Annotated in this window: 23 protein-coding genes and 1 pseudogene; 8 read left to right on the top strand and 16 right to left on the bottom strand. The window is 71.9% G+C overall.

Annotated elements, in window-relative coordinates:
• Nucleotides 1–13: 13 nt before the first annotated feature.
• The 3 genes from ACIP6U_RS19665 to ACIP6U_RS19675 all read right to left on the bottom strand — a co-directional run bounded on the left by ACIP6U_RS19665 (nucleotide 14) and on the right by ACIP6U_RS19675 (nucleotide 2,605).
• On the bottom strand, nucleotides 14–598 hold the full coding sequence (locus tag ACIP6U_RS19665) for a hypothetical protein (RefSeq protein ID WP_401719159.1): 585 nt from the start codon (nucleotides 596–598) through the stop codon (nucleotides 14–16).
• A gap of 169 nt (nucleotides 599–767) precedes the next feature.
• A complete protein-coding gene (locus tag ACIP6U_RS19670; protein ID WP_401719162.1) occupies nucleotides 768–1,526 on the bottom strand; it encodes a TIGR03943 family putative permease subunit in 759 nt (252 codons plus the stop codon).
• Nucleotides 1,523–2,605, bottom strand: coding sequence for a permease (locus ACIP6U_RS19675; protein ID WP_401719164.1), 1,083 nt, complete (start codon nucleotides 2,603–2,605; stop codon nucleotides 1,523–1,525). Before ACIP6U_RS19675 ends, ACIP6U_RS19670 begins: the two co-directional genes overlap by 4 nt.
• 170 nt (nucleotides 2,606–2,775) lie before the next feature.
• On the opposite strand from ACIP6U_RS19675, the gene ACIP6U_RS19680 reads away from it, so the two are divergent.
• Entirely contained in the window at nucleotides 2,776–4,683 is a 1,908-nt protein-coding gene (locus tag ACIP6U_RS19680; protein WP_401719628.1) for an NAD-binding protein, read from the top strand.
• Between the two features lie 106 nt (nucleotides 4,684–4,789).
• Here ACIP6U_RS19680 and ACIP6U_RS19685 read toward each other — a convergent pair whose 3' ends face one another.
• The gene (locus tag ACIP6U_RS19685; protein WP_401719166.1) at nucleotides 4,790–6,616 is read right to left on the bottom strand and encodes a prolyl oligopeptidase family serine peptidase; all 1,827 of its coding nucleotides are present in this window, start codon (nucleotides 6,614–6,616) and stop codon (nucleotides 4,790–4,792) included.
• Nucleotides 6,617–6,778: 162 nt separating this feature from the next.
• Here ACIP6U_RS19685 and ACIP6U_RS19690 point away from each other — a divergent pair, with 162 nt between their 5' ends.
• Nucleotides 6,779–7,147 (top strand): nuclear transport factor 2 family protein, encoded by a 369-nt coding sequence (locus ACIP6U_RS19690; RefSeq protein ID WP_401719169.1) that lies wholly within the window; start codon nucleotides 6,779–6,781, stop codon nucleotides 7,145–7,147.
• A 44-nt stretch (nucleotides 7,148–7,191) separates the two neighbouring features.
• Nucleotides 7,192–7,971, top strand: coding sequence for an SURF1 family protein (locus tag ACIP6U_RS19695; RefSeq protein ID WP_401719170.1), 780 nt, complete (start codon nucleotides 7,192–7,194; stop codon nucleotides 7,969–7,971).
• A gap of 55 nt (nucleotides 7,972–8,026) precedes the next feature.
• On the opposite strand, the gene ACIP6U_RS19700 is transcribed toward ACIP6U_RS19695, so the two are convergent.
• The 4 genes from ACIP6U_RS19700 to ACIP6U_RS19715 form a co-directional block, all read right to left on the bottom strand.
• A complete protein-coding gene (locus tag ACIP6U_RS19700) occupies nucleotides 8,027–9,208 on the bottom strand; it encodes a hypothetical protein (protein ID WP_401719173.1) in 1,182 nt (393 codons plus the stop codon).
• On the bottom strand, nucleotides 9,205–9,882 hold the full coding sequence (locus ACIP6U_RS19705) for a SigE family RNA polymerase sigma factor (RefSeq protein ID WP_401719175.1): 678 nt from the start codon (nucleotides 9,880–9,882) through the stop codon (nucleotides 9,205–9,207). The genes ACIP6U_RS19700 and ACIP6U_RS19705 overlap by 4 nt, the downstream gene beginning before the upstream one ends.
• Before the next feature lie 401 nt (nucleotides 9,883–10,283).
• A complete protein-coding gene (locus ACIP6U_RS19710; RefSeq protein ID WP_401719178.1) occupies nucleotides 10,284–11,342 on the bottom strand; it encodes an aspartate-semialdehyde dehydrogenase in 1,059 nt (352 codons plus the stop codon).
• A complete protein-coding gene (locus tag ACIP6U_RS19715) occupies nucleotides 11,342–12,625 on the bottom strand; it encodes an aspartate kinase (RefSeq protein WP_401719181.1) in 1,284 nt (427 codons plus the stop codon). Before ACIP6U_RS19715 ends, ACIP6U_RS19710 begins: the two co-directional genes overlap by 1 nt.
• A gap of 187 nt (nucleotides 12,626–12,812) precedes the next feature.
• Here ACIP6U_RS19715 and ACIP6U_RS19720 point away from each other — a divergent pair, with 187 nt between their 5' ends.
• Together ACIP6U_RS19720 and ACIP6U_RS19725 are read left to right on the top strand one after the other, a co-directional pair.
• The gene (locus tag ACIP6U_RS19720) at nucleotides 12,813–13,496 is read left to right on the top strand and encodes a response regulator transcription factor (protein ID WP_401719184.1); all 684 of its coding nucleotides are present in this window, start codon (nucleotides 12,813–12,815) and stop codon (nucleotides 13,494–13,496) included.
• Nucleotides 13,493–14,785, top strand: coding sequence for an ATP-binding protein (locus ACIP6U_RS19725; protein WP_401719186.1), 1,293 nt, complete (start codon nucleotides 13,493–13,495; stop codon nucleotides 14,783–14,785). The genes ACIP6U_RS19720 and ACIP6U_RS19725 overlap by 4 nt, the downstream gene beginning before the upstream one ends.
• Here the strand turns inward: ACIP6U_RS19725 and ACIP6U_RS19730 are convergent.
• The 4 genes from ACIP6U_RS19730 to ACIP6U_RS19745 form a co-directional block, all read right to left on the bottom strand.
• On the bottom strand, nucleotides 14,751–15,248 hold the full coding sequence (locus ACIP6U_RS19730) for an SgcJ/EcaC family oxidoreductase (protein ID WP_401719188.1): 498 nt from the start codon (nucleotides 15,246–15,248) through the stop codon (nucleotides 14,751–14,753). The two genes, ACIP6U_RS19725 and ACIP6U_RS19730, sit on opposite strands and share 35 nt — an antisense overlap.
• A 173-nt stretch (nucleotides 15,249–15,421) precedes the next feature.
• Nucleotides 15,422–16,081 (bottom strand): DUF5063 domain-containing protein, encoded by a 660-nt coding sequence (locus tag ACIP6U_RS19735; protein ID WP_401719191.1) that lies wholly within the window; start codon nucleotides 16,079–16,081, stop codon nucleotides 15,422–15,424.
• Nucleotides 16,074–16,673 (bottom strand): recombination mediator RecR, encoded by a 600-nt coding sequence (recR, locus tag ACIP6U_RS19740; protein ID WP_401719193.1) that lies wholly within the window; start codon nucleotides 16,671–16,673, stop codon nucleotides 16,074–16,076. Before recR ends, ACIP6U_RS19735 begins: the two co-directional genes overlap by 8 nt.
• Before the next feature lie 89 nt (nucleotides 16,674–16,762).
• Nucleotides 16,763–17,107 (bottom strand): YbaB/EbfC family nucleoid-associated protein, encoded by a 345-nt coding sequence (locus tag ACIP6U_RS19745; RefSeq protein ID WP_401719196.1) that lies wholly within the window; start codon nucleotides 17,105–17,107, stop codon nucleotides 16,763–16,765.
• A gap of 261 nt (nucleotides 17,108–17,368) precedes the next feature.
• Here ACIP6U_RS19745 and ACIP6U_RS19750 point away from each other — a divergent pair, with 261 nt between their 5' ends.
• Nucleotides 17,369–18,118, top strand: a complete 750-nt coding sequence (locus tag ACIP6U_RS19750; protein ID WP_401719199.1) for an SLATT domain-containing protein — start codon at nucleotides 17,369–17,371, stop codon at nucleotides 18,116–18,118.
• A gap of 31 nt (nucleotides 18,119–18,149) precedes the next feature.
• Here the strand turns inward: ACIP6U_RS19750 and ACIP6U_RS19755 are convergent, their stop codons facing one another.
• On the bottom strand, nucleotides 18,150–18,707 hold the full coding sequence (locus ACIP6U_RS19755) for a hypothetical protein (RefSeq protein WP_401719201.1): 558 nt from the start codon (nucleotides 18,705–18,707) through the stop codon (nucleotides 18,150–18,152).
• Between the two features lie 201 nt (nucleotides 18,708–18,908).
• Here ACIP6U_RS19755 and ACIP6U_RS19760 point away from each other — a divergent pair, with 201 nt between their 5' ends.
• Together ACIP6U_RS19760 and ACIP6U_RS19765 are read left to right on the top strand one after the other, a co-directional pair.
• Complete coding sequence (locus ACIP6U_RS19760) at nucleotides 18,909–20,141, top strand: histidine kinase (RefSeq protein WP_401719204.1); 1,233 nt, start codon at nucleotides 18,909–18,911, stop codon at nucleotides 20,139–20,141.
• A complete protein-coding gene (locus tag ACIP6U_RS19765; RefSeq protein WP_401719207.1) occupies nucleotides 20,138–20,743 on the top strand; it encodes a DNA-binding response regulator in 606 nt (201 codons plus the stop codon). Before ACIP6U_RS19760 ends, ACIP6U_RS19765 begins: the two co-directional genes overlap by 4 nt.
• A gap of 24 nt (nucleotides 20,744–20,767) precedes the next feature.
• On the opposite strand, the gene ACIP6U_RS19770 is transcribed toward ACIP6U_RS19765, so the two are convergent.
• The 3 genes and pseudogenes from ACIP6U_RS19770 to ACIP6U_RS19780 all read right to left on the bottom strand — a co-directional run bounded on the left by ACIP6U_RS19770 (nucleotide 20,768) and on the right by ACIP6U_RS19780 (nucleotide 26,398).
• The gene (locus ACIP6U_RS19770) at nucleotides 20,768–22,174 is read right to left on the bottom strand and encodes a M20/M25/M40 family metallo-hydrolase (RefSeq protein ID WP_401719210.1); all 1,407 of its coding nucleotides are present in this window, start codon (nucleotides 22,172–22,174) and stop codon (nucleotides 20,768–20,770) included.
• A 122-nt stretch (nucleotides 22,175–22,296) separates the two neighbouring features.
• A pseudogene (locus ACIP6U_RS19775) lies at nucleotides 22,297–23,873 on the bottom strand (PstS family phosphate ABC transporter substrate-binding protein).
• A gap of 95 nt (nucleotides 23,874–23,968) precedes the next feature.
• The gene (locus ACIP6U_RS19780) at nucleotides 23,969–26,398 is read right to left on the bottom strand and encodes a protein kinase (protein ID WP_401719213.1); all 2,430 of its coding nucleotides are present in this window, start codon (nucleotides 26,396–26,398) and stop codon (nucleotides 23,969–23,971) included.
• Nucleotides 26,399–26,502: the final 104 nt, after the last annotated feature.

Genomic DNA, 26,502 nt, shown 5'->3' on the forward strand with positions numbered 1-26,502 from the left:
GCGAGCGTGCGGGTTACGAGGGTGACGGCCACGGGTCGAGGAGCAGGACCCGGCGCGGATCGGCCGACGGGGTCCAGCGTTCACCGGCCGACACGTCCCGCCAGCCCCAGGCCCGCAGGGCGGCCAGCGTCGGTACGTCGAAACGGGCGACCAGGGTGACACCGGTGGCGTCCGCGTGCTCGCCGAGCAGGCGCCGTTGCAGCCGCCGGGCCAGGTTCCAGTCGCGGTCCGTGGACTGCCGGCGCACCTGGGGGCGTACGACGATCTCGCGGATCGCGAACAGCCCTGCGCGCAGCGGAAATCCGTAGGCGCAGGCCGTCGTCATCGTCGAGTTCTCCGCGACCAGCAGGGAGAAGCCGGGGCGGCGCATGTCGTCGGCCAGCCGGCCCAGGAAGGCGAGGCGCAGGTCATCCCACCGCCAGGGCTCGGCGCCGGAGTTGGCCGCGTACATCTCGCCCAGCTCCGGCAGCCGGTCCATGACCTGGCACCGGGACAACGGGCGCAGCCGCTCCGCCTCCCAGGGCGAGGGGCACTGCTGGCGGGGCCTGGCCCGGGCCCCTGGATGTTCCCGGGGCGGCCGGAGCGCGTTCTGTGTCATGAGGCGGACCTGTTCCCGGCGCCGTCGCAGCCGACCTGGTCTCGTCGATCGCCGAGAACGGCACGGGCGTGAAGGCCGGCACACGAGGAACCCTCGGTTCTTTCACGATACTCCGGGCCCCACGGACCGCCCTCGGGATCAACCCCGCCTCATCGGGAGAGGCCGCGCCTCAGTTGTTCCATGTCTCGTCGTACGGATCCGCCGGCGTCGGCACCGGTGTCGCCGAGCTGACTTGGAGGAACGGGATGGGGCCGTTGTTCACCGGGTCCTTGACCTCGCGGGTTGTGTAAGTGCCGGTCACTTCAAGCCACTTGTCGGGTTGCAGGACCGGGGGGACCTTGCCGGTCAGGCCGATCTTCACCGGCTGGGCGTCCGCCGCACAGCAGTTGAGGGCCATCCGGACCAGGTACGGCGTACCGGCCTTGTCCAGGGCGACGAAGCCGGTGACCTTGATCTGGCGGCCGTCGAGGGTGCGGCCGTGCTGGTAGACGGCACGGCTCGCGTAGTCGACCACGGAGAGGTGGAGTGCTCCGGCCGCGGGCAACTTGTCGTAGCCGTAAGGCTGTTGGAGCGCCGTCCCGGTGCGCATCGCGCTGTACGAGCCGAGCGCCGGCGGGGCGACCAGGATCAGGGCGAGGAGGGGGAGGACGAGGAGCCAGGAGATACGGGGTTCGCGGTGGACGTGGTCGGACTCCGATTCGGACTCGGCGTCCTGGTCAGGGTCATCCAGGTCGGCCTCCCCCTGCTTCCGCCCCCGCCACTCGTACCAGACCGTCGCCAGCGCCGCCGCGATCAGCACCACGCCCGCCAGCAGCAACAGCGGCTGCAAGCCCGCCTTGACGTACCGCAGATACAGATCGGTGAACCCGGCGTGCAGCAGTGCCGCGCCGGTGAGGAAGAGGACCGCCGCCTGTGCCTGCCGGTTCACAGCAGCACCGCCCCGGTCAGGACCGCGCCCACGATGGCGACGGCGAAGGTGGCGGGCCCGAAGCGCAGGGCGAAGCCCCGGCCGAACGTGCCCGCCTGCATCGCGAACAGCTTCAGGTCGATCATCGGGCCCACGATCAGGAACGCCAGCTTGGCCGTGAGCGAGAACTGGGTCAGCGAGGCCGCCACGAACGCGTCCGCCTCCGAGCAGATCGACAGCAGTACGGCGAGCAGGGACAGGGCGAGGATCGCGACCACCGGGTTGTCCGCCGCCGTGCGCAGCCAGCTCGCCGGGGCCACCGCCTTCAGCGTCGCCGCGGCCATCGCGCCGACGACCAGGAAGCCGCCCGCGTGCATCACGTCGTGCCGGACCGACCCCCAGAACGCGGCGCCCTTGCTCTGGCCCTCGTAGTGCGAACGGTGCGGCATGCGCAGCCAGTCCGTGCGGCCCAGGCGCTGCCAGAGCCAGCCCATCGAGCAGGCCACCAGCAGGCTGCCGACGAAGCGGGCGAGGACCATCTCGGGGTTGCGCGGGAAAGCCACGGCCGTGGCGGTCAGCACGATCGGGTTGATCGCCGGCGCGGACAGCAGGAACGCGATCGCCGCGGCCGGGGTGACGCCCCGGCGCACCAGCGCGCCCGCCACCGGCACGGACGCGCACTCGCAGCCCGGCAGCACCGCGCCCGCCATCCCGGCCACCGGTACCGCCAGGGCGGGCCGGCTCGGCAGGGCGCGGGCGAAGAACGTCGGCGGTACGAACACCGCGATCGCCGCCGAGAGCAGCACGCCGAGCACCAGGAAGGGCAGCGCCTGGACGAGCACGGCGACGAACACCGTCATCCAGCTCTGCATCACGGGCGCGGACAGCGCACCGCGGATGGGGCCCTGCATCAGCACCAGGACGAGCAGCAGCAGGATGAGGATCAAGGAGGAACGGGACTGCGGCTGGGGCTGCGACTGAGGCTCGGGCCGGGCAGCAGGCGGCGCTTGCGACTTCGCGGCTCCCGCTGCGGGCTCCGGCGCACCCCGTACCGGCTCATGGCTGTCCGCCCCGGTGGGGGCTGGTTTGGTGATGGCCACGGGCGAGGTACCTCCGGTGGTGCGGAAAGCGCTGGTTTCCGTCCCTATCCATACGATGGAGAGGGAACAGCCGTTCAGTTGACCCTGGAACCGCCCCTCCCCATAAGGCAGTCTTTCCCCTCGTGGCGAGCGTTCCTCAGCAGGGTGTGACAGGCGACCTGTCCGGACACATGGTCGTGTGCGGCGACGACGGGCTGGCGCACCGGCTGGCCACCGAACTGCGGGGGGTGTACGGCGAGCAGGTCACGCTCATCGTGCCACCGTCCGAGCGCGGTGTCCGGACCCCCGTGGTCGGCAGGGCGCGGGCGACCACCGCGGCGCTGCTCGACCGGGTGGTGAGCGCGGCCGTCAACCGGGCGGCCGGCGGCGGCGATCCGACCGCGACCGCCGCGACCGCCGTCAACGGCGGTGAACGGGTCGTGGAGGCCACCGAGGCGACCGAGGCCGCGCTCGCCGAGGCGGGCGTGGGACGGGCCGCCGCACTGGCGCTCGTGTACGACGACGACGAGACCAACATCCGCGCCGCCCTCACCGCCCGCCGCCTCAACCCCCGCCTCCGTCTCGTCCTGCGCCTCTACAACCGCCGGTTGGGCCAGCACATCGAGGAACTCCTCGACCAGGCGGCCGCGTTGGCGGCCGGCGACGGCTCGACGGACGGCGACGGCTCCCCGTTCGACGCCTCTACGACCGTGCTGTCCGACGCCGATACGGCCGCGCCGGCGCTGGCCGCCACCGCCGTGGCCGGCACCAGCAAGGTCGTCCAGACCGACGGGCTGATGCTGCGCGCGGTGGAGCGGCCGGCGCCGGAGCCCGGGGAGGTCGCCGATCCGGGCCTGGCCACGCTGGCCCTGCTGTCCACGGCCGGCAGCGATCCCGCCGACGGCTCCGAACGCGACGGCGACTCGGGGCCGCGGCTGCTGCCGGACGCGGCGACGGTACGGGCCGCGACCGGGCGCGGGACCGTCGTACTGGAACAAGTGGCGTACTCCGGGCCCTCGTTGCCGCCCGCGCGCGGGGGTGTCGTGCCGCCGTTCGCGTCGCTGTTCTCGCGGCGGCTGCGGTGGTCGCTGGCGGGACTCGTGGCGTGTGTGGTCGGGCTCGCGGTCGCGCTGTCGGTGGTGGCCGACATGCATCCGCTCAGCGCGTTCTATCTGACGCTCCTCGATCTCTTCGCCATCGACGATCCGGCGATCGGTGCCTCGCTGGGCCGGCAGATCCTCCAACTCCTCTCCGGTCTCGTCGGGTTGCTGCTGCTGCCGGTGCTGCTGGCCGCGGTCCTCGAAGCGCTCGGTACCTTCCGGACCGCGTCCGGGCTGCGGAAGCCGCCGCGCGGGTTCGGCGGGCACGTGGTGCTGCTCGGGCTCGGCAAGATCGGCACGCGGGTGCTGATCCGGTTGCGCGAACTGAACATCCCGGTGGTGTGCGTCGAGTCCGACCCCGAGGCCCGCGGGCTGGCGGTCGCGCGCCGGCTGCGGGTGCCGGTGGTGCTCGGTGACGTCACCCAGGAGGGCGTCCTGGAGGCCGCCAAGATCCACCGCGCCAACGCGCTGCTCGCGGTGACCAGTGCGGACACGACGAATCTCGAGGCCGCGCTGTACGCCCGGTCCGTGCGGCCCGAACTACGGGTGGTTCTGCGGCTGTACGACGACGACTTCGCGACCGCCGTGTACCGGACGCTGCGGGCCGCGCATCCTCTTGCGACCACCCGGAGTCGGAGTGTTTCCCATCTGGCCGCGCCTGCTTTTGCCGGGGCGATGATGGGGCGGCAGATTCTGGGGGCGATTCCTGTGGAGCGGCGGGTGCTGCTTTTCGCTGCCGTCGAGGTGGGGGCGCATCCTCAGTTGGTGGGGCGGACGGTGGCTGAGGCGTTTCGGGCGGGGGCGTGGCGGGTGTTGGCCTTGGACACGGCCAAGGGGGCGCGTGAGGAAATTCGGGGGACGGGGTTGGTGTGGGATCTGCCTGATACGTATGTTCTGCGGGGCTCGGATCGGGTTGTGCTGGCCGCCACGCGGAGGGGCATGGCTGAGTTGTTGGGGCGTCGGCGGCGGGATCGGGCCGGTTCTGGTTCTGGTTCTTGATTTGGGCCGGCGCTGGGGCGGGGGTCGGGTGGGTTCACTTGGCCCGCCTTCGGGGTGGCGCTCTCTTTGGGACGGGCGCCGCCCCTAGCGGCACGACTGCCCGCAGCTAAGCCGATAGGTGCCTTTCCGCGAACTCCAGCTCCAGGCGGACCTGCTTGATTCGTTCGTCGACCACCAAGGAGCCGTGGCCCGCGTCGTAGCGGTACACCTCGTGCGGGGCCTCTCGGGCCTCCAGGCGCTTCACGTAGTTCTCGATCTGGCGGATCGGGCAGCGGGGGTCGTTGACGCCCGCCGAGATGTAGACGGGGGCCTTGACCTTGTCGACGTAGGTCAGGGGGGAGGACGCCTCGAAGCGGTCCGGGACCTCTTCCGGGGTGCCGCCCAGAAGGGTGCGGTCCATGGCCTTCAGGGCTTCCATCTCGTCGTGGTACGCCGTGACGTAGTCGGCGACCGGGACCGCCGCGATGCCCAGGGTCCAGGCGTCCGGCTGGGTGCCGATGCCGAGGAGGGTGAGGTAGCCGCCCCAGGAACCGCCCGTGAGGATCAGGCGGGTCGGGTCCGCGAGGCCCGAGGTCACCGCCCACTCGCGGACCGCCTCGATGTCCTCCAGCTCGATCAGGCCGACCCGGTGCTTGAGGGCGTCGGTCCAGGCGCGGCCGTAGCCCGTGGAGCCGCGGTAGTTGACCCGGACCACCGCGTAGCCGTGGTCGACCCAGGCCGCGGGGCCGGCCGCGAAGGAGTCGCTGTCGTGCCAGGTGGGGCCGCCGTGGATGTCGAAGACCGTCGGCAGCGGGCCGGTCGCGCCGGCCGGCTTCTGGACCAGGGCGTGGATCCGGCCGCCCGGACCCTCCACCCACACGTCCTCCACCGGGACCGAGCCGGGGGACTTCAGGCCGGGCGGGTCCAGGACCACGCCTCCCTTGGTGGAACGGACCGCCGACGGCTCGGCCGACGACGACCACAGGTACTCGACCGTGCCGTCGGGGCGGGCCGTCGCGCCGGAGACCGTGCCGGGCGGGGTCGGGATCCGCTCCGGCGCACGGCTCGCCAGGTCGTAGCGGAACAGCTCGCTGCGGGCCTCGAAGCTGTGCACGACGAGCAGGCCCGTGCCGTCCGGGTACCACTCGGCGCTCACGTCACCGGGCAGGTCGAGGGCGAGGTCGGTCTGTTCCCCCGTCGCCACGTCCCACACCAGCGGCTCCCAACGGCCCCGGCGCTGATGGCCGATGAGCAGCCGCGTGTCGCCGTCCACCGGCGCGAAGCCGAGGACCTCCAGGCCCAGTTCCTTCGTGCCGCCCTCGGTGTCGTCGAGGTCGGCGACCGCCGTGCCGTCGGGGCGCAGCACGCGCAGCGCGGAGTGCATCGCGTCGCCGTGCTCGGTGTGCTCGATCGCGATCAGCGTGCCGTCGCGGGAGAGGTCGCCGACGCCCGCCGACTCGCGGTGGCGGTAGATCTGCGCCGGGGCCTCGCCCTCGCGCGCGAGGTGGATCGTCGTACCGTCCTCGTCGGTCGAGCGGCCCACCACCGCCGTGCGGCCGTCCCGGCCAAGGGCCAGGCCCGCCGGGTACGACGGCTTTAGGCCCGGGGCGGCGGGGTCGTCCGTGCCGCCGCCGAAGGGCTGCCTGCGCCAGACGCCGAACTCGTCGCCGTCCTTGTCGTCGAACCACCAGATCCAGGCGCCGTCCGGGGACAGGACGCCGTCCGTCGTGCCGTTGGGCCGGTCGGTGACCTGACGCTGCTCGCCACTCGCGCGGTCCCAGGCGTACAGCTCGTACGTCCCCGTCGCGTTCGACACGAACAGGGAGCGGTCCGGGGCGTCCTCCGCCCAGTCGGGCAGCGACACCCTCGGCGCCCGGAAGCGCTTCTCCCAGTCCGGCATTACCTCGCGCTGTGCCTGCTGATCCGGCGAGGCGGACCCGTTGCTCTCAGTCATGGCCCCATACTGCCCGTCCTCACAGACAATTCACTGGCCGGGTGCGCAGGCTGTGGACAACTTCTACCCACCGCTTACCCTGCACGCGTCCCGGGCCGCCCGGGAAGGGGCGTTTGTGCAGGTCGGGACCGATTGTCAGTGGCGAGGTGCAGACTCTTCGGCATGACCGATCTGCGCAAGACAGTCGAGAGGTTCTGGGCCGCCGCCGAGGCCCGGGACTGGACCGCGTTCGCCGAGACCCTGGCCGAGGACGTCGTCTACACCCTGCCGCAGACCCGCGAGCGCATCGCGGGACGGGAGAGGTACGTGCAGTTCAACCGGGAGTACCCGGGCGACTGGCACCTGCGGACCGAGCGCATCGTCGCCGAGCCCGGACAGGTGGTCACCTGGGCGCACTTCACGGTCGGGCTGGAGGAGATGTACGCGATCACGTTCTTCACCGGCACCGAGAAGATCACGTCCATAACCGAGTTCTGGCCCGAGCCCTACGAACCCCCGGCCGGCCGCGACCACCTCTCCGAGAGGTACTGACCCCGCGGCCGAGCCCCCCGCAGGGGCCCCGTACCGTGGAAGGCGTGTACCGGTTTCTGCTGACGCGCCGCTGGTGGGGAATCAACGTCTTCGTGCTGCTCGCCATCCCCTTCTGCATCTTCATGGGGTCCTGGCAGCTGAGCCGTTTCGAGGACCGTGTGCAGAGCCACCACACCGCGGACGAGCAGCTGGCGGACACCCACGAGAAGGCCCGCCCGCTGCGGGAGTTGCTGCCCGTGGACCAGGCGACCTCCGGCGAGCAGGCCACCGCGACCGGGCACTACGGCAAGCAGCTGCTCGTCCCGGACCGCCAACTGGACGGCAAGGACGGCTACTACGTCCTGACGCTGCTGCGCACCGACGGCGGCCAGGCGCTGCCCGTCGTGCGGGGCTGGCTGCCGGGGAAGGCCGACGCGGCCAAGGCGCCCGCCGCGCCCACCGGTGAGGTCACCGTCACCGGTGCGCTCCAGGCGTCCGAGACGCCGGGGGACAACGGGGTGAGCGCCCAGGGCGGGCTGCCGGCCGGGCAGACCGGGGCGATCAGTTCGGCGTCCCTGATCAACATCGTGCCGTACAAGGTGTACGACGCGTGGGTCACGCTGGACAAGGCCGACGCCGGGATGACGGCCGTGCCGGCGACCGCGCCGCAGAACACCGGCCTGGACCTGAAGGCGTTCCAGAACCTGGGCTACACCGGGGAGTGGTTCGTCTTCGCCGGGTTCGTGGTGTTCATGTGGTTCCGGCTGCTGCGCCGCGAGGTGGAGTTCCTGCGGGACGCGGAGATGGGACTGGTGGCGGAGGAGGAGCAGCCCGTCGCCGTATGACGACCGCTGAGCCCGTCACCGTACGACCGCTCGACCCGTCACCGTACGACCGTTGTCACGCTCCGGACGCCAGCACTCCCGTGTAGTACACCGTGCCCGCGCACGCGTTGTTCACGACCGTCGAGACCGTCGGTGATCCGGACTGCGCCGTGTTCGAGACCTCGACGCTGCCGTCGGCCGTGCCGCCGTCGGTGAGGAGCTGGGTGGTGGTGCCGTCGGTGGTGCCGGACGTCGTGCCGGAGGTGCCGCCCGAGGAGGCGCTGGTGCTCGGGTCGGGCGAGGGCTCGCCGGTGTTGCCGCCGTCGCTCGTCCCCGTGCTGGGACAGGTCTCCGAGGGCACCCAGGCGAACTTCACCTCGTAGGCGGCGCCGGGCTGCAGCACCAGCGAGGTGGACTCGGTGGACGGGTCGGGCAGTCCGGCCGCCGGGTCACCGGCCACGTGCCGGACGGCGCCGACCTTGGTGCTGTCCGCGGCGCCCTGGGCGAGGGTGCTGACGGTGCCGGGGCCGGAGACCGTACACGCGGCGGTGGAGACGTTGACGACACTGAAGGTGCCGTAGACCGCGCCCGTGGCGTCGGCGGCGCCGGACGTCCCGGTGGGGTTGCCGAGCTGGACGGCCGTGCAGACAGGGGCGTCGGTGGTGGTGGTCGCCGAGGGGTCGGCGCCCGAGGTGCCACCCGTGCCCGCGCCCGTGCCCTTGCCTCCGTCACCGCCCTTGGTGCTGCCGGGGTCCTTGTCCTCCGTCTTGCCCGAGGTGCCCCCTGCGGTGCTCTCGTTTCCGTCGGCGCCTTTTCCCGAGCCCGCCCCGCCCTGGGCCTGGGAGGCCTGGCCGACGGCGGACGGGTTGACGCCGGAGCCGGTGGCGTTGGAGACGTGCAGCAGGGCGGGGACGGCGGTGCCGACGAAGAGGGCGGCGGCCGCCATGCCGACGACGGCCTGTCGCTTGCGGGCCCGCCGGGCGGGCACGGCCTTGCGCAGGTGGTCGAGCGTGCCGTCGCGCGGCTCGACCGTCTGCACCGCCTGGTGCAGCAGGGTGCGCAGTGTCCGCTCGTCCGAGTCCAGCCCTTCCGGGCTCTGGTCCTCGGGGCCGTCGTGGTTCACAGTTCCGTTCCCAGCGTGCGATTGCTTGTGCTTCTGGTCGTGCGGTGCCGTCGGCTCGTGCCAGGCGTAGGGCTCGTGACGTTCATGGGAATCCGGTCCTTCGGCGTCCCTGTCGGCGCCGGCGTCCTTGCTCATGCCGGCGCCTCCATCGCGATACGGAGGGCCGCGATGCCGCGCGAGCCGTACGCCTTGACCGAGCCCAGCGATATGCCGAGCGAGTCGGCGACCTGGGCCTCGGTCATGTCCGCGAAGTAGCGCAGCACCAGGACCTCGCGCTGGCGGCGCTGCAGCCCCTTCATCGCCTTGATGAGGGAGTCGCGCTCCAGCTGGTCGTAGGCGCCCTCCTCGGCGCTCGCCATGTCCGGCATCGGCTTGGACAGGAGCTTGAGTCCGAGGATGCGGCGGCGCAGGGCGGAGCGGGAGAGATTGACCACCGTCTGCCGCAGATAGGCGAGCGTCTTCTCGGGGTCGCGCACGCGCTTACGGGCCGAGTGCACCCGGATGAAGGCCTCCTGGACGACGTCCTCGCAGGAGGCCGTGTCGTCAAGGAGCAGGGCGGCGAGCCCGAGCAGCGAGCGGTAGTGGGCACGGTAGGTCTCGGTGAGGTGGTCGACGGTCGTGCCGGCCGCCACCGCTTCGTCGGCGTCGTCGCGCTGGTTCGGGATGCGGGCGGGCCGCGCTGCGGGCATGGGCGCGATCACCGGCATGCCGCCGGGCGCACCGGGCACACGGGGCCTGACGGTCGCGCGGGGCGGCCGTAGAGCCGTGCCTCCGGGCGCCGCGCTGAAGAAATCGAGAACCTCTGCCACGCCAGTTGGACACGCTTCCCCCCTGGAGGGTTGTACGTGCCGGGCGTCACGTTTGCTTCGCGTGATGCCACCGGTCGTCTGGTGTCAGGCAGCGCAACCGACCGTGCGTCAAGCGCCCTCATGCCTACCCGCTCTTCCCCTGTGTCCTGAATGAGTCAGGGCGTCCCCACGCCCCGTACCGCATCCCCGCGCCCCCGAAGGGCGTTCGCAAAGACGCTCCCCGCCCTTCGCGCGGTTGCGAAGAGCGGGGAGAGAATCTTCGGACGCCGAAGAGGCCCGGTTCAAGTGGTATGAACCATCGATCGGCTCACACTTCACGTGAATCCTACAAATGATTCCCGTGCTGGCCAGGACGTTTTGGGTATGGCCGAAGAGCCGCGGTCCCCTCGGCCAGGCCGGGGTCAGGCGAACTCGGTCGCGATCAGCTCCGCGATCTGTGCGGTGTTGAGGGCCGCTCCCTTGCGCAGGTTGTCCCCGCAAACGAAGAGTTCGAGCGCCGTCGGGTCGTCCAGCGCCCTTCGCACCCGGCCCACCCACGTGGGATCGGTGCCCACCACGTCGGCCGGCGTCGGGAACTCCCCCGCGGCCGGATTGTCGAAGAGGACGACCCCGGGCGCCGTGGCGAGGATCTCGCGGGCCCCGTCGACGGTGACCTCGCCCTGGAAGCGGGCGTGGACCGTCAGGGAGTGCGTGGTGAGGACCGGGACGCGCACACAGGTCACGGCGACGGGCAGCTTGGCCAGGCCGAGGATCTTGCGGGTCTCGTCCCGCACCTTCATCTCCTCCGAGGACCAGCCGTCCTCGCGGAGCGACCCGGCCCACGGTACGACGTTCAGCGCGACCGGCTCCGGGAAGGGCCCGGTGTCGTCACCGACGGCCCGCCGCACGTCCCCGGGGTGGGTCCCGAGCTCGGTGCCGGCCACCAGCTTCAGCTGCCGGCGCAGGGTGTCGATGCCCTCCCGGCCCGCCCCGCTCACGGCCTGGTACGAGGAGACGACCAGCTCGCGCAGCCCGAACTCGGCGTGCAGCGCGCCCAGGGCGACGATCATCGACAGGGTCGTGCAGTTGGGGTTGGCGACGATCCCGCGCGGCCGCAGCCGGGCCGCGTGCGGATTCACCTCGGGGACGACCAGGGGCACGTCCGGGTCCATCCGGAACGCGCCCGAGTTGTCCACGACCACCGCGCCCTTGGCGGCGGCGACGGGCGCCCACCGCGCGGCCAGTTCGTCGGGTACGTCGAACATCGCGACGTCGACCCCGTCGAAGGCCTCCTCGGTGAGCGCCACCACCTCGACCTGCTCACCGCGCACGGTCAGCTTGCGGCCGGCCGAGCGCGGTGAGGCGATCAGGCGGATCTCGCCCCAGATGTCCGCGTGCTGGGACAGGATCTGGAGCATGACCGTGCCGACGGCTCCGGTCGCGCCCACGACCGCGAGCGTCGGTCGTCCGGTTCCGGACATCAGCGTCCGGTGCCTCCGTAGACGACGGCTTCGACGGTGTCTGAGTCGAGCCCGAAGGCGGTGTGCACGGCGCGGACGGCCTCGGGGACGTCGTCGGCACGGGTGACGACCGAGATACGGATCTCGGAGGTCGAGATCAGCTCGATGTTCACCCCGGCGTCGCTGAGCGCCTCGAAGAAGGACGCGGTGACGCCCGGGTTGGTCTTCATGCCGGCGCCGACCAGGGAGATCTTGCCGATCTGGTCGTCGTAGCGCAGCGAGTCGAAGCCGATGCCGTGCTTGTTGCGCTCCAGGGCGTCGATGGCCTTGCGGCCCTCGGTCTTGGGCAGCGTGAAGGAGATGTCGGTCAGCCCGGTGGACGCGGCCGACACGTTCTGCACGACCATGTCGATGTTGATCTGGGCGTCCGCGATCGTGCGGAAGATCGCCGCGGCCTCACCCGGCTTGTCCGGTACGCCGACGACCGTGACCTTGGCCTCGGAGGTGTCGTGCGCGACACCGGAGATGATGGCCTGCTCCACCTTCTGGTCCCCTTGCTGTGTCTTGAGTGGTGCGCTGCTGACCCAGGTGCCCTGCAGTCCGCTGAAGCTGGACCGGACGTGGATCGGGATGTCGTAGCGACGGGCGTACTCCACGCACCGGTGGAGCAGCACCTTCGAGCCGGACGCGGCGAGCTCCAGCATGTCCTCGAAGGCGATCCAGTCGATCTTCTGGGCCTTCTTCACCACGCGCGGGTCGGCGGTGAACACGCCGTCGACGTCGGTGTAGATCTCGCAGACCTCGGCGTCGAGGGCGGCGGCGAGGGCGACGGCGGTCGTGTCGGACCCGCCGCGGCCCAGCGTGGTGATGTCCTTCTTGTCCTGGCTGACGCCCTGGAAGCCGGCGACGATGGCGATGTTGCCCTCGTCGAGCGCGGTGCGGATGCGGCCCGGCGTGACGTCGATGATCCGGGCTTTGTTGTGGACCGAGTCGGTGATGACGCCTGCCTGGCTGCCGGTGAACGACTGGGCCTCGTGGCCCAGGTTTTTGATCGCCATGGCCAGCAGTGCCATGGAGATACGCTCTCCGGCGGTCAGCAGCATGTCGAACTCACGCCCGGCAGGCATCGGGGATACCTGTTCGGCGAGATCGATCAGCTCGTCCGTCGTGTCGCCCATCGCGGAAACCACGACAACCACCTGGTTGCCGTTCTTCTTGGCTTCCACGATTCGCTTGGCGACGCGCTTGATGCCCTCGGCATCGGCTACGGAGGAGCCTCCGTACTTCTGCACGACAAGGCCCACGTGCGCTCCTCGCTCAGTCCCGTATATGTCGGCTCAGTCTATCGAGCAGCCGAATTTCGCTTCCGCGGTATCGCATCGTGAGATTCGGACGCCCAGGTCAGCGCATGCCCACTTCGGGGGTGCGGGAAAAGTGCCGAGCGTCACAAGTGAACGCTGTGAATTAAGTTTCAAGTAATAGGGTGCGGCTGTGCGCGTACTCCTGGTGGAAGACGATGAGCCGGTCGCCGAGTCACTGCGACGGGGACTGATCCGGTACGGCTTCGAGGTCGACTGGGTCACCACGGGCGCCGCCGCCCTGGCCCACTCCGCCCCCTACGACGTCGTCCTCCTCGACCTCGGGCTGCCCGACACCGACGGGCTCGACGTCTGCAAGGCGCTGCGCCTGCGCGGGAGCGTGCCGATCATCGTGATCAGCGCGCGCAGCGACGAGACGGACCGGGTGGTGGGCCTGGAGATCGGCGCGGACGACTACGTCTCCAAGCCGTTCGGGGTGCGGGAGGTCATCGCGCGGATAAGGGCGGTGCTGCGGCGCGTGCAGCCGCCCGCCGACGCCTCCGCCGGCCCCGACCGCTACGGCCCGCGTCTCACCCTCGACCGCAAGGCCGCCCGGGTCCGCCTGGACGGCACGGAGGTGGCCCTCGCCCCCAAGGAGTACGACCTGCTGGCCTTCCTCACCGAGGAGCCCGGCGCGCTGATGTCGCGCGAGCAGATCATGGAGGCGGTCTGGGACGCGAACTGGTTCGGGCCGACGAAGACACTGGACGTCCATGTGGCGGCGCTGCGACGGAAGTTGGCGGGCGCGATCACCATCGAGGCGGTACGGGGAGTGGGCTTCCGCCTGGAGATCATCGACGGGCCTCCGGCCTCATGATCCGGCAGCTGATCGTCAGCTACGTCCTGCTCGTCGCCGTGGCGCTGACGGCGTTCACCGTGCCGGTCGCCTTCACGCTGACCGCCCAACTCCGGGGCGACACCGAGCAGTCGGTGCGGCGCGAGGCGAAGACGATGGCGTTGCTGCTGAGCGGCGACGCCGCCTCGCGCGCGGCCCTGGACCGCATGGTGGTGGCCTACGCGCAGGAGACCCCCGGCACGGCCGAGGTACTGCCCGCCGCGCGGGCCAAGACCGCGACGCACTGGGGCGACGGAAAGCTGGAGGTGACGGCACCGGCGCAGCGCGACGGCCGGACGGTCGGCGCCGTACGCATCACCTACCCGACCTCCGACCTGACCCGGCGGCTCTGGCAGATCTGGGGCTTCCGGGCGTTCCTCGCGGTGGGGGTCCTGGCCGTGGCGGCCGGACTGGGCGCGCTCGTCGCCCGTCGCCTCACCCGCCCCCTGCGTCAACTCAACGACATGGCGAGCAGGTTCAGCGACGGCGACCTGACGGCCCGCTCCCCCGTGACGGGCCCGCACGAGACACAGACGCTCGCCCGCACCCTGAACCAGGGCGCCGAACGCCTCGACACCCTCATCGCCTCGCAGCGCATCTTCGTGGCCGACGCCTCCCACCAACTCCGCACCCCGCTCACGGCGTTGCGGCTGTCGCTGGACAACATCGCGGACGGCGTCGACGACGAGTTCGTACGCGAGGACGTGGACCAGGCGACCGCCGAGGTGGTCCGGATGAGCCGTCTCGTCAACGGCCTGCTCGTGCTGGCACGGGCCGAGGCGAAGGTGACGGCGGCGGAACCGCTGCCGCTGAAGGAGATCGTGGCCGAGCGCCTCTCGGTGTGGCGGCCGGCGGCCGACGAGCGCGGCATCCACATCCTGCTCGGGGGCGAAGTCGCCGACGGCCGGCCGCTGGTGCTGGCCAGCCCGGGTCATCTGGAACAGGTCCTGGACAACGTGCTCTCCAACGCCCTGGAGGTGTCGCCGGACGGGGCGACGATCACCGTGCGGGCCGAATCACGGGGTGACGAGGTCGAGTTGTCGGTGGTGGACGAGGGTCCCGGCATGTCCGACGCTGACAAGTCCCGTGCCTTCGACCGCTTCTGGCGCGGTCAGGGCCTCACCGGGCGCACCGGTTCGGGGCTGGGCCTCGCCGTCGTACGGCAGTTGGTGACGGACGACGGCGGCACGGTGACCCTGCGGGACGCTCCCGGAAACAGCGGTCTGTCGGTGGTCATCACCCTTCGGGCATCACCGAGGAGTGGTGGTTGACGATCAGCCACGTGCCGCCGCGCTTCTCGTACTCGTAGGTGTAACGGGCCTCCACGACCCGCTTCTCGCCGGTCTTCGGGTCGGTGAGCGTGATGTCGTAAGCACCCGCGTCGATGGCCGAGTTGCTGTCGAGGACGTTGATGTAGGTCTCGACCTTCTTCGCGACCGGCTTGTTCGGCAGGAAGTGCTCGAAGTAGTCGACGATCTCGGCGCGGTCGGTGCGGATCTCGTTGGAGACGGTGGGCAGCAGCACGGCGTCCGGCGCGTACCGGTTCGCGACCTTCTTCGGATCACCGGTCGCCAGCGCGGCGTTCCAGCCGTCGAAGAGGGCGGCTATCTGCTTCTTGGTGGGCTTCGCGTCGTGCTGGGGGCCGGCGGTCGCGACGACCGTGCCGGCGGTGCCGAGGGCCAGGGCGGTGGTGACGGTGACGATGGCTGCACGCACGCTGATGGGGCGAGTCATCACAACTCCAGTTGATCTGGTGTCCGTTGGGATGACTCAAGACTCGCTTCGTGCCGGTTAGCGCCCGTGCAGCCGACGTACAGGAGACGTCCAGGGCATGGCCAATTCACGCACGGTGCGCGCCGCATGACATACGGCGCGCACCGGATCCCGCCCGGCCCTCGGGCCGAGGGTTACTTCGCCGAGCGCAGGCCCAGCGGTTCCGCGATCTCCTCCACCATGACCTTGCCCGCCTCGAACTCGAGGGTCTCGTCGCCCATGCCCTGGTCCGTGTCGAGGCCGTCCAGCTCTTCCAGGGGCTGGTCGAGGCGGATGTGGGCGAGGACGGAGTGCAGGGCGCGCAGGGTCGCGGAGGCGGTGGAGCCCCAGTTGGAGAAGTAGGAGAACTGCCACCACCACAGGGCCTCCGTCACCCGGCCGGCCCGGTAGTGGGCCATGCCGTGGCGGAGGTCGGCGATGACGTCGGCCAGGTCGTCGGAGATCCGGGCCGGGACCCGGGACTTGCTGGGCTCGTAGGGGTCGAAGACCTCGGAGTAGACGTCGATCGGCTCCAGCAGGCGCGCGAGGTTCTCGCGGAGCTCGTCCACGTCCGCCTCCGGGCCCAGGTCGGGCTCGTAGCGCTCGTCGGGGACGATGTCCTCGTGCGCGCCGAGGCGGCCGCCGGCCAGGAGCAGCTGGGAGACCTCCAGGAGGAGGAAGGGCACGGCCGAACCCGGCTCGTCGCCCTTCGCCACCTCCGCGGTGGCCACCAGGAAGCTCTCGACCTGGTCCGCGATCTGGACCGCGAAGTCGTCCGGGTCCTGCGCTGTGGCGTGCAGCTTGGCGTCAGACATCTAGGAGTCGTCTCCCCTCGAAGGCGCGGCCGAGGGTCACCTCGTCCGCGTATTCCAGGTCGCCACCCACCGGGAGGCCGCTGGCCAGGCGGGTGACCTTGAGGCCCATGGGCTTGATCATGCGGGCGAGGTACGTGGCCGTGGCCTCGCCTTCCAGATTCGGGTCCGTCGCAAGGATCAGTTCCGTAACCGTCCCGTCGGCCAACCGCGCGAGAAGTTCTCGTATACGCAGGTCGTCGGGGCCGACCCCCTCGATGGGGCTGATCGCGCCGCCGAGCACGTGGTACCGGCCGCGGAACTCACGGGTGCGCTCGATGGCGACCACGTCCTTGGGCTCCTCGACCACGCAGATGACCGTGAGGTCGCGGCGGCTGTCCCGGCAGATGTTGCACAGCTCCTCCTGCGCGACATTGCCGCAGGTCGCGCAGAAGCGGACCTTCGCCTTGACCTCCATCAGGCACTGCGCGAGCCGCCGTACGTCGGTCGGCTCCGCCTGGAGGATGTGGAAGGCGATCCGCTGGGCGCTCTTGGGACCGACGCCGGGCAACCGCCCCAGTTCGTCGATGAGGTCCTGCACCACGCCTTCGTACAACGGACTGCCGTCCTTCCTGGGGGTGGTTCCTTACGGTACGTACGGTAGTTGGCCGCGGCCCCTCTTAGATAGGCGAGGCGGGGCCGGTCTCAGAAGGGCAGGCCCGGGATGCCGCTGCCGCCGCCCAGGCCCTGGGCCAGCGGGCCCAGCTTCTGCTGCTGGAGGTTCTGCGCGTTCTCGTTCGCCGCCTGGACCGCCGCGATGATCAGGTCCGCGAGGGTCTCGGTGTCGTCCGGGTCCACCGCCTTGGGGTCGATCTTCAGGGCTCGCAGCTCACCGGCGCCGGTGACGGTCGCCTTCACCAGGCCACCGCCCGCCTGACCGTCCACCTCGGTCTGGGCGAGTTCCTCCTGCGCGCGCGCCAGGTCCTGCTGCATCTTCTGCGCCTGCTGCAGCAGCTGCTGCATGTTCGGCTGGCCACCACCGGGGATCACGATTCAGCTCCTTGGTCCGTACGGTCGTCCCGCGGTCGTCCCGCGGTGTTCGCGCTCGGCACGAGCCTACGTGCTCCGCGCAGGCATCGCCCCGGCACTCTTTCGAGTGGTTTGATCGCAAGGCCTATACCTGATCAAGGGCCTCTTCCGGGCGGAAAAGCCGTCAAAGCTCCCCCTTCGCCACCCATTGGGCGGTAGGAAGGCTCTGGCACATCAGCATCAGGCGTCACGCAGGGTGACCGATCAGTTAGGGAGCGCCGGGTGGGTCAGCCGGAGATGCAGCCCGAAGGTCCGCGTCAGGACGGGCGGGGCGAGGGCGCGGCCGGGCTGCGGCCGGGCGATCTGACCGGGCGGGCCTTTCCGCTCGGGGACTGGGGCGAGCCCGCCGAGCGGCTGCACGAGCTGTACCGGTGGGTGGAGCGCGGGGCGCTGGAGACGGCGTCCTGGTATCTCGCGGACCGGGTGTGGAAGCGGCGGGGCGCTCGGGCGCTGCGGGCCGGGGCGGCGACGGGCGCGGTCACGGCCGCCGCGCTGCCGCTGCTGGACCTGACCGGCGCGCTCCCGGGGGCCGCCCCCTGGGGCTATCTCGCACTGCTGCTCGCGGTGGCCTGCGTGGCCGTGGACCGGTTCTTCGGGCTGACGTCCGGCTGGATAAGGGACGTGGCGACCGCGCAGGCGGTGCAGCGCCGGCTTCAGGTGCTCCAGTTCGAGTGGGCCACGGAGAGCGTGCGGGAGATGCTGGGCCCCGCGGACGGCACGGCGAGCGAGGCGGCCGAGCGGTGCCTGGGGGTCCTGCGGCGGTTCTCGGAGGACGTGACCGAGCTGGTGCGTACGGAGACCGCGGACTGGATGGTGGAGTTCCGCACCGGCACGGCCCCCATGGGCCTCCAGGCGGCGGTCTCGGCGACGGCCCGCCCGGACGCCGGCGCCCCCCAGGGCCGCTTCCCCCTGCCCCCGGGCCCGAACGCCCGCCCGAACATGCCGAGGCAGCGACCGCCGGAGCCGCGGTGACCCACGCGGTCACCGCAGGACACCGGCGCGCTCACCGCAGGAACAGCAGCTCCACCGCGACCGCGATGTCCACGACCGCGCACCACTCCGCGAACGTCGGCGCCACCACGCCCTTGAGCCTGGCCAGCCGCAGATGGGCCAGGTCCCACACCCCGTGGCCGAACCAGCCGGCCGCCACCAGGTACCGGCCCAGATCCGCGTCGACCGCCAGTCCCGCCACGGCCAGCGCCCCGAAGCCGACCGCACCGGCCACCTGCACGCCCAGAACGGTCCCACCGTGCGGGGACCCGCGCAGCATGCCCCACAGCAACACCGCCAGCGCTACGACGATCATGGCGCCGCCGGCCGGGACCGCGTCCTGCGCCCCGAGGCCGAACAGGAGCACCACGCCGGCGCCGAGCACGGGCCAGGTCAGCCGGGGTCGGCCGAGCTGGGCGATGACCACGTAGAGAAGGGGGAGCAGGGGGAGGGCGTCGGCGTAGCCGCTCACGGCGTCACCGAGGTCGTCACCGGAGCCGGCGGCGATCACACCGGTGGCGAGGAGAAGGGCCAGGGCCGTGGGCCAACGGCGGACGAGGTCGGACTTCATGACATCTCCGTTCCTGCACGGATCCCCGGTCGTCCACCTGACGGCCGATATACCGGGGAGGGGTATCTGGACGCCCTCAGCCTGGCCCGCGCGACGAACCGCCAGTAGTGCCGGACGCGCATGTCCCCGAATGACATCTGTCATGCGGGACAAGGCCGTTCGGCACTGACCGGACGGCCCGTCCGCTGTCACAATGACCGCGTGGAGGACGGGCCGAGGGGGGACCGCGCGGCGGGGCTGACGAGCTTCCGCCGCTACACCTGGTGGGCCGTGCCGGGCACCACGGTCGTGCTGCTGGTGCTCACCTACGGCGCCTGGATCCTGGACGGCGACGTGCCGCTCTGGGCCCGTGCGCCGGCCGTCCCCGCGCTCGTCGTCGAGGTCGCGGCGACGGTCGTCCTGCTCGGCGACCTGCTGACCGTGCGGCCCGACCCGCCCGCGCGGCTCCGCCGGGGCTGGCTGGTCGCCGCGGGCTGCGCCGCCCTCGTCCTGGCCGTCCTGCCGCTGGCCCGGCACAACTACGGCCTGTGGGCGATCGCCCCCGCGGTGACGGTCGCGATCGGCGCGACCTGTCTCCCGGTGCCCGCACGGCGGTTGCTGGTGGCCGGCGCCACGTCCGGTGCGCTCGTGCCCGGCGCGGCGGTGAGCCTGGCCGCGGGGGACGGGGAGTCGGTGCACGCGGCGCTGTTCCCGGCGGGGCTGGTCGTGTTCACCGTCTGGATGATGCTGGGGCCGATGTGGGCGTGGGACGTGGCGGGGCGGCTGGACCGGGCGCGGCGGCTGGAGGCGGAGCTGGCGGTCAAGGACGAGCGGCTGCGGTTCGCCGGGGACCTGCACGACATCCAGGGGCACCATCTCCAAGTGATCGCCCTCAAGGCGGAGTTGGCGTCCCGCCTCACCGGGACGGACCCGGCGCGCGCGTCCGCCGAGATGCAGGAGGTACGGCAGCTGTGCGCGGACGCGCTGCGGGACACCCGGGCCGTGGTGCAGGGCTACCGGCGTACGACGCTGGACGACGAGATCGTCAACGCCACCCGCGTGCTGGCCGCGGCCGGCATCGACGCCCGCACGGACCAGGCGCCCGGCGCGGACGAACTGCCCGACACCGCCCGCCACCTGCTGGGCCTGGTGATGCGCGAGGCCACCACCAACGTGCTGCGGCACAGCACCGCCCACCACGCCGAGGTCGACTACCGCGTCACCGACGACACCGCCCGCCTCCGCATCGACAACGACGGAGCCGAGGAGACCACCGCGAGCTCCGACGGCACGGGCCTGACCACCCTCGCCGAACGACTACGAGCGGCGGACGGGGAGTTGACGTGGCACCGGGACGGCGACCGCTTCACGGTGACGGCCGTGCTGCCGGTGCAAGGGGGCCGGCTTCGGAAGGACGGGCCGGGAAGCAGTCGGTCGGGCGGGGGCCGGCGATGATCCGTGTGCTCATCGCCGATGACGAGGATCTGCTGCGCAGTGCGCTGGTCGCGTTGTTGGGGCTGGAGGAGGATCTGGTCGTGGTGGCGGAGGCGGCGACCACCACCGACGCCGTGCGGCTCGCCGTCGAGACCCGGCCGGACATCGCCGTGCTCGATCTCGAGATGCCGCCCGCCGACGGGCTGTTCGCGGCCGGGGAGATGCGGGCCGCCGCCCTGCCGACCCGGATCGTCCTGGTCACCCGGCACGCCCGGCCCGCCGTGCTGCGCCGGGCGCTGGCCGCCGGGGTCAGCGGGTTCGTGCCCAAGACGACGTCCGCGGCACGGCTCGCGGAGATCGTCCGGGACATCGCCGCGGGCCGCCGTTACGTCGATCCCGAGATCGCCGCGTCCGCCCTCACCGAGGACGACTGCCCGCTCAGCGAACGGGAGTTGGAGGTGCTGACGGCGGCCCGCACCGGGGCGTCGGTCGCCGAGATCGCCACCGTGGTGCACCTCGCGCCGGGTACCGTCCGCAACTACCTCTCCGCGGCCATGGCCAAGCTCAACGCCCCCACCCGGCACGCCGCCGCCCACCACGCCTGGCAGCAGGGCTGGATCTGAACCCGCCTCCCCGCAAGGCCCGTGTCACGACTGCGGGTCCGGGAACGCCACCGGGCTGCGCAGGCCCTGCCGGTTCACCGCCCGCACCCCGAAGAACACGTTGTCCTTCGACAGATCCACCCCGTACGTCGTCACGTCACCCGCGTGAAGCACATGTGTCCACTCCGGTGCCGTCGTCTCGCGCCAGACGATCTCGTAGCCCGCGAGGTCCGGCTCGGTGCCCCGAGTCCACACCAGGGTCGTGGAGTTGGTGAGCGCGCTGGTGACGATCTTCGCGCCGCGCGGGGTGCCCGGCGCCTGTGCCAGGGTCCACAGGGCCGCGCCGTTGACCCGGGCCACCCGTCCGACATACCCGAAGTCGCAGAACTCGGGCAGGTCGCCGTACTGCTTGCCGGTCCCGTCGACGCGTACGTCCTGGTGCTGGTGGGCGAAGTCCTCGGCCGGTTCGGTGAAGCGGGCGGCCGGGTAGCCGCGTTCCAGGAAGGGGATCTGGTCGCCGCCGCGGAGATAGCGGTCCCGGCGGTAGACGACCCGGACGTGCATACCGGTGGCGTCGTTGTCGGCCACATCCCGTACGAACCGGGCGAGTTGGCGGGTCGCGGAGTCGTTCTCGCCGCCGACCGAACGGCGCAGCGCGGCCTGCGCGGCCGTCTCCGAGGAGGGCACGCCCTCGGTGAACAGCCGGATCGTGTACGGGTCCTTCGTACCGTCGTCGGCGGTCGGGCTGCCCACGATGTCATTGGTGAACATGCCCTGCACATCGGTGCCGGCCGCCTTCAACTGCTGGGCCAGATACGTCGATCCGTACAGCCCCTGCTCCTCCCCCGCCACCGCCGCGAACACGATCGTCGCGGCCGGCCGGCGCCGGGCCAGCACGCGGGCCAGCTCCAGGACCACGGCCACCCCGGAGGCGTCGTCGTCCGCGCCCGGCGCGTCGGAGGTGGCGTCCATGACGTCGGTGACGCGGGAGTCGTAGTGCCCGGAGACGACGTAGACGCGCTCGGGCGTCACCGAGCCGCGCAGGGTCGCGAGCACGTTCGTGATCTTCGTGGCGGTGGGGATGCGGGAGGCCGGTTCCTGGACGTACGACTGGAGTTCGGCCGTCATCCGGCCGCCGGACGCGGCCGCGTGGGAACGGAGTTCGGTGAGCAGCCAGTCGCGGGCCGCGCCGATCCCGCGCGCCGGGTCGTCCTGGACGGAGAGGGTGTGGCGGGTGCCGAAGGAGACCAGCTTGCGGACCGTCGCCTCGATGCGGGCCGGGTCGATCTCCCGCAGCAGGGAACGGAGTTCACGGGTCGGGGGCTGCGCGGTGGCCGGCGGACGGGCGCCGCCCGCGGACGTGGCCTCGGCGCCGGAGGCCGCGCCCAGCGTCACCGCCGCGCTCGCCGCCGTGGCCGTCAGAACCGTTCTCCTGGTGGGGCTGGGACGCATGTGTCCTCCTGTGGCCGCGCATGCCTCCGGCCATCGTCATGGACACGCCAGTCCGGGACAAGGGCGCCTGCCGCCGCGCCCTCGACTCCCGTCGCTCCCCTGCCGGTCCGCCTGGTCCCGCTCTAGTCCTCCGCGCACAGCCGTACCACCGCCGCCGCCGAGCACGGCAGGTGGCCGTGGCCGCGGATGGCGTTCTCGCCGGTGGCCTCGGTGATGTAGGAGAGGAACGCGGCGGCCAGGGAGCCGTCGCCGGGGCGGTCGTAGGTGTAGGCGTACTCCACGCCCCGGTAGGGGTAGTCGCTGCGGCCGAACTCGATGTCCTCGATGGAGGGCGCGGCGCCGTCGAGGGGGACGGTCCGCACGCCGCGCCGGTCCGCCGCGAGGGTGACCTCGCTGTAGCCGATCGCGCCGGGGATGGCGGCGACCTTGGCCAACACGTCCTCCGTGGAGTCGAGTTCGCAGCGCATGACGGGCGCTGACGTGCCGTCCTTGTGCAGGCAGTCCAGTGAGGTGCTCGGCACCCGCTCCCAGGACCCGAGCACCCGGCTCTGGAAGATCTGCCGGGTCCCGGAGTCGGCGTTGCGGCTGACCAGGACGATGGGGACGTCGGGCAGGGTGCGGTCGAGCTGCTTCCAGCGGGTCACCTCGCCGCGGTAGACGCGACGCACGTCCTCCAGGGTGAGTCCCTTGGGCAGCCCGATGCCGTCGTTGACGACCAGCGTGAAGGCGGACAGGGCGACCTTGCGGCCGATCAGCCGGTCGGTCACGCCGACCGCGGGGCCGTCGGAGAAGGCGATCACCGAGCGCGCGCCCTTCTTCGACGTGGCGCCCAGCTCGGCGAGCGCGTTGACGCCGCCCGAACTGCCGCGCGCGTCCAGGGAGATGTCGGAGTCCGGGCACTTCTTCTCGTACACCTTCGCCAGTTCCGTCACCACCGGCTCGAAGGCCGTCGAACCGGTGATCCGCAGAGAGCCGGTCTCGCAGCCGATCGGGGGCGGGTTGTCGTCGCGGACGACGACGATCGTGGCCAGGGTGAGCACGCTGACGGTGAGCATGACGGAGATCAGCCGTGCGGCCCGGCTGAACAGCGGCGGCACCTCGTCCGGCGTGGCACTGCGGTTGGGGTGCACCTCGCCCTCGCGGATGCCGCCGAACAGCCGTATCTCACGGCCCACATCGCCGCCGGACAGCAGCACGAGCAGCTTGAAGTGGTCGCCGTGGTTGAGCGGGACGCGCGGGATGCGCAGGGTGTTGCCGTCGTAGCCGAAGCCGCGGGCCGGGGTGAAGTGGTCCATCAGGTGGTCGGTGTCGGAGGGCTGGGTGACCGAGACCCCGCGGATGGTGCGGTCGGTGAACACCGCGGTCAGGCCGTGGACTTCGGGGCTGGTGTAGTCGTCGCGGTCGATGCCCTGCGAGCCGTCGTTCTCGACACGGATCAGCACGAGGGTGGCGTCGGACATGCCGGGCGCCTCGTCGAAGAGGCCGAGCCGGACGTTGGCCCGCCCCAGCCGGACGTCGTCGCCTATCGGGTTGTCCATCTGGACGCGGTAGCCGATACTCCCCCACTGCCTTAAGGGCGTGGGAGGTGCCCCCAGCGGCGCGGGACCCGGCGTTCGTACCAGACCATGATCCCGGACGCGAATATGCCGAGCACCGCGGTGCCCACGGCCACGACGTTCTCTGCGCTCAGCCACTCCACCGGCGTCACCGTACGACTGTGCGGGCGCACGGTGCGTGTGCGGGAGCCGAAGTTCGCCGTACGTTCAACTACCTCGCAGGAAACGCCGTTTCACCTCATTGCCTGCTGTACGTGAGCTTCTCCCCGTTGCTGGTGTTGACCCGCTCCAGGCTGCCGTCCGCGAGCAGCGTGATCTCGGTGGGGTCGCCCGGCGCGCAGTTGCCCGAGTCGCCGGAGGTCACCGTGGACGGGCCGATCTCCAACGGGCCGTCGGCGGACGGCTGTTGGGTGAGAGTCGCCTCGAAGACGCAGTGGTAGCTGCCGTTGCTGGTGGGGCCGTCGGCGATCAGGGACAGGACGGAGTCGCCGACCGCGCCCTGCCGGATGGTGAGCGTGCGGGTGTTCTCGCCGTCGGCGTTGGTGATCGTCGTCGTCCAGGTGCCCAGGTAGCCGGTCGGGACAGCGCCGTCGGAAGGTGTGGAGGCGGACGGGGCAGGGCTTGCCTGGGACGGGTCCGGCGTGGTCGGACCGGGTGCCTCGGGCGCGCTGTCGCTCGGGGCGGCGGACGGCTTGCCGTCGGCCTGGTCGCCGTCGCCGTTCATGAGGGCGTAGACCGAGGCGCCGGCGCCCAGCGCGACGACCAGCGCGACCGCGACGAGCGCCGCCGTGGACCGGCCGTTGCGGCGCTGCGTCGGCTCGGCCGGCAGGAACGGCGTCGGGCCGTAGGGCGGGGTCGGCCCGCCGGGTCCGAACGGCGGGGTGGGGCCGTAGGGCGGGGTGCCGCCGGGGGCGCCCTGCTGCGGGTAGCCGTAGCCCGCGGGGTGCTGCGGATAGCCGTAGGCGCCGGGCTGTTGCGGGTAACCGTAGGCACCGGGTTGCTGGGGATCGCCGTAGCCGGCGGGCTGTTGGGGATGGCCCTGGGCCGGGGTGTGCGGGTGCGGCTGCGGGTGGCCGTACCCGGAGCCGGGGGGAGCTGCGGGGACCGTGCCGAAGCCACCGGCGGGTGATCGGCTCGCGCCCGGCGCGGGTGCCGGGGGCCGGGTGTCGCCCTGCCCCACGGCCATGGTGGGCAGGTGGTTGAGCGGCGGCCCGCTTCCCGGCTGTCCCGGTGGCGGCGGCCCGTCGGGCGAACTGCCCGACTGCGGGGCAGAGTTGGCGTCCGCGTCGGCGGAGGCGTGCTCGGGCGCAACCTCGGACGAGCCGGCGGCGCGCTCGGACGGACCAGGCGGGTGCGCGGGCGCCCCGGGCGGTTGTGCGGGCGAACCCGGCGCATACGCGGACGCACCGGGCGAGTGTGCGGGAGCCCCGGGCGAGTGTGCGGGTGTCCCGGGCGAGTGTGCGGGTGTCCCGGGCGAGTGTGCGGGTGTCCCGGGGTGCGACGACGAACCCGACGGCTGTACAGGCGAACCCGCCGGGCGCGCGGGCGAACCGGGCGGGTACGCGGACGCAGCCGACGGCTGTGCGGACGAACCCGGCGCGTGCGCAGGCGCCGCGGGCGGGTACGCGGGCGGAGCCGGCGGGCGGGCGGGTGCCCCGGCGGGATACGCGGGCGGACCCGGCGGGGACTCGGACACCCCGGACCGTTGCTCGGGCTCCCCCTCCTCCGGTACGGTCCCCGCCGGTCCCGTCGGGTTCTCCGCGTCCAGCAACCGCACGGCGTGCCGCCCGAGTTGGGCCACCAGCGCGCTCGGCAGCCACGGGTCGCGGGAGCGGCCGTCGGAGACGGTGTCCTCGGCGCCGGTGCGCTCCAGGATCCGCTCCAGCGGGGGCCGGGCGGCCGGGTCCTTCTTCAGACAGTCCCGTACGAGGTCGGCGATGCCCTCGGGCACACCCGTGAGGTCGGGTTCCTCCTGCGCGATCCGGAACATCAGCGCGTGCACACCGCTGCTCGTGCTGCCGAACGGCAGCTGCCCGGTGGCGGCGTACGCCAGCACCGAGCCGAGGCAGAAGACGTCGCACGCGGGCGTGATCCGGTCCCCGCGCACCTGCTCGGGCGCCATGAAGCCGGGCGAGCCGACGAGCGCGCCGGTGCGGGTGAGCCCGGCCTCGGCCACGGTCTCGAGGGCCCGGGCGATCCCGAAGTCGATGACGCGCGGCCCGTCGATGGTCACCAGCACATTGGACGGCTTCAGGTCCCGGTGGACGATCCCGGCGGCGTGGATGTCCTGGAGCGCGTGCGCGAGCCCGGCGGCCAGGATCCGCACCGACCGCTCGGGCAGCGCCCCGTGGTCGTGCCCGACGACCTGCTCGAGGCTGGGCCCAGCGACGTACCCGGTGGCCACCCACGGCACGGCGGCCTCGGTGTCGGCGTCCAGCACGGGCGCCGTCCAGTACCCGCCGACCTGCCGGGCGGCCTGCACCTCCTGCCGGAACCGCGCCCGGAACTCCTCCTGTTCGGCCAGCTCGCCCCGCACCAGCTTCACCGCGACGGTACGACCGCGCTCCGAGCGCGCGAGATACACGTGCCCCATCCCGCCGGCCCCCAGCCGGGCGAGCAGTCGATACGCCCCGATCCGCTGTGGATCCCCGGCCCCCAGTTCGTCCATCCGCGCGCCGCCTCCCCCCGAAATACCCCATTACGCCCCTGTGCGACAGATCGAGAATAGTGCGGGCGCGGGGGGAGATGGCGGGAGTGGTGTCTACGGTTCCG

The organism is Streptomyces sp. NPDC088794 (genome assembly GCF_044750545.1).
Lineage (GTDB): Bacteria > Actinomycetota > Actinomycetes > Streptomycetales > Streptomycetaceae > Streptomyces.

Coding starts and splice junctions, on each gene's coding strand:
- ACIP6U_RS19665 (WP_401719159.1), bottom strand. CDS start 598: ATGACACAGAACGCGCTCCGGCCGCCCCGGGAACATCCAGGGGCCCGG.
- ACIP6U_RS19680 (WP_401719628.1), top strand. CDS start 2,776: ATGGTCGTGTGCGGCGACGACGGGCTGGCGCACCGGCTGGCCACCGAA.
- ACIP6U_RS19685 (WP_401719166.1), bottom strand. CDS start 6,616: ATGACTGAGAGCAACGGGTCCGCCTCGCCGGATCAGCAGGCACAGCGC.
- ACIP6U_RS19690 (WP_401719169.1), top strand. CDS start 6,779: ATGACCGATCTGCGCAAGACAGTCGAGAGGTTCTGGGCCGCCGCCGAG.
- ACIP6U_RS19700 (WP_401719173.1), bottom strand. CDS start 9,208: ATGAGCAAGGACGCCGGCGCCGACAGGGACGCCGAAGGACCGGATTCC.
- ACIP6U_RS19710 (WP_401719178.1), bottom strand. CDS start 11,342: ATGTCCGGAACCGGACGACCGACGCTCGCGGTCGTGGGCGCGACCGGA.
- ACIP6U_RS19725 (WP_401719186.1), top strand. CDS start 13,493: ATGATCCGGCAGCTGATCGTCAGCTACGTCCTGCTCGTCGCCGTGGCG.
- ACIP6U_RS19730 (WP_401719188.1), bottom strand. CDS start 15,248: ATGACTCGCCCCATCAGCGTGCGTGCAGCCATCGTCACCGTCACCACC.
- ACIP6U_RS19735 (WP_401719191.1), bottom strand. CDS start 16,081: ATGTCTGACGCCAAGCTGCACGCCACAGCGCAGGACCCGGACGACTTC.
- ACIP6U_RS19755 (WP_401719201.1), bottom strand. CDS start 18,707: ATGAAGTCCGACCTCGTCCGCCGTTGGCCCACGGCCCTGGCCCTTCTC.
- ACIP6U_RS19765 (WP_401719207.1), top strand. CDS start 20,138: ATGATCCGTGTGCTCATCGCCGATGACGAGGATCTGCTGCGCAGTGCG.
- ACIP6U_RS19770 (WP_401719210.1), bottom strand. CDS start 22,174: ATGCGTCCCAGCCCCACCAGGAGAACGGTTCTGACGGCCACGGCGGCG.
- ACIP6U_RS19780 (WP_401719213.1), bottom strand. CDS start 26,398: ATGGACGAACTGGGGGCCGGGGATCCACAGCGGATCGGGGCGTATCGA.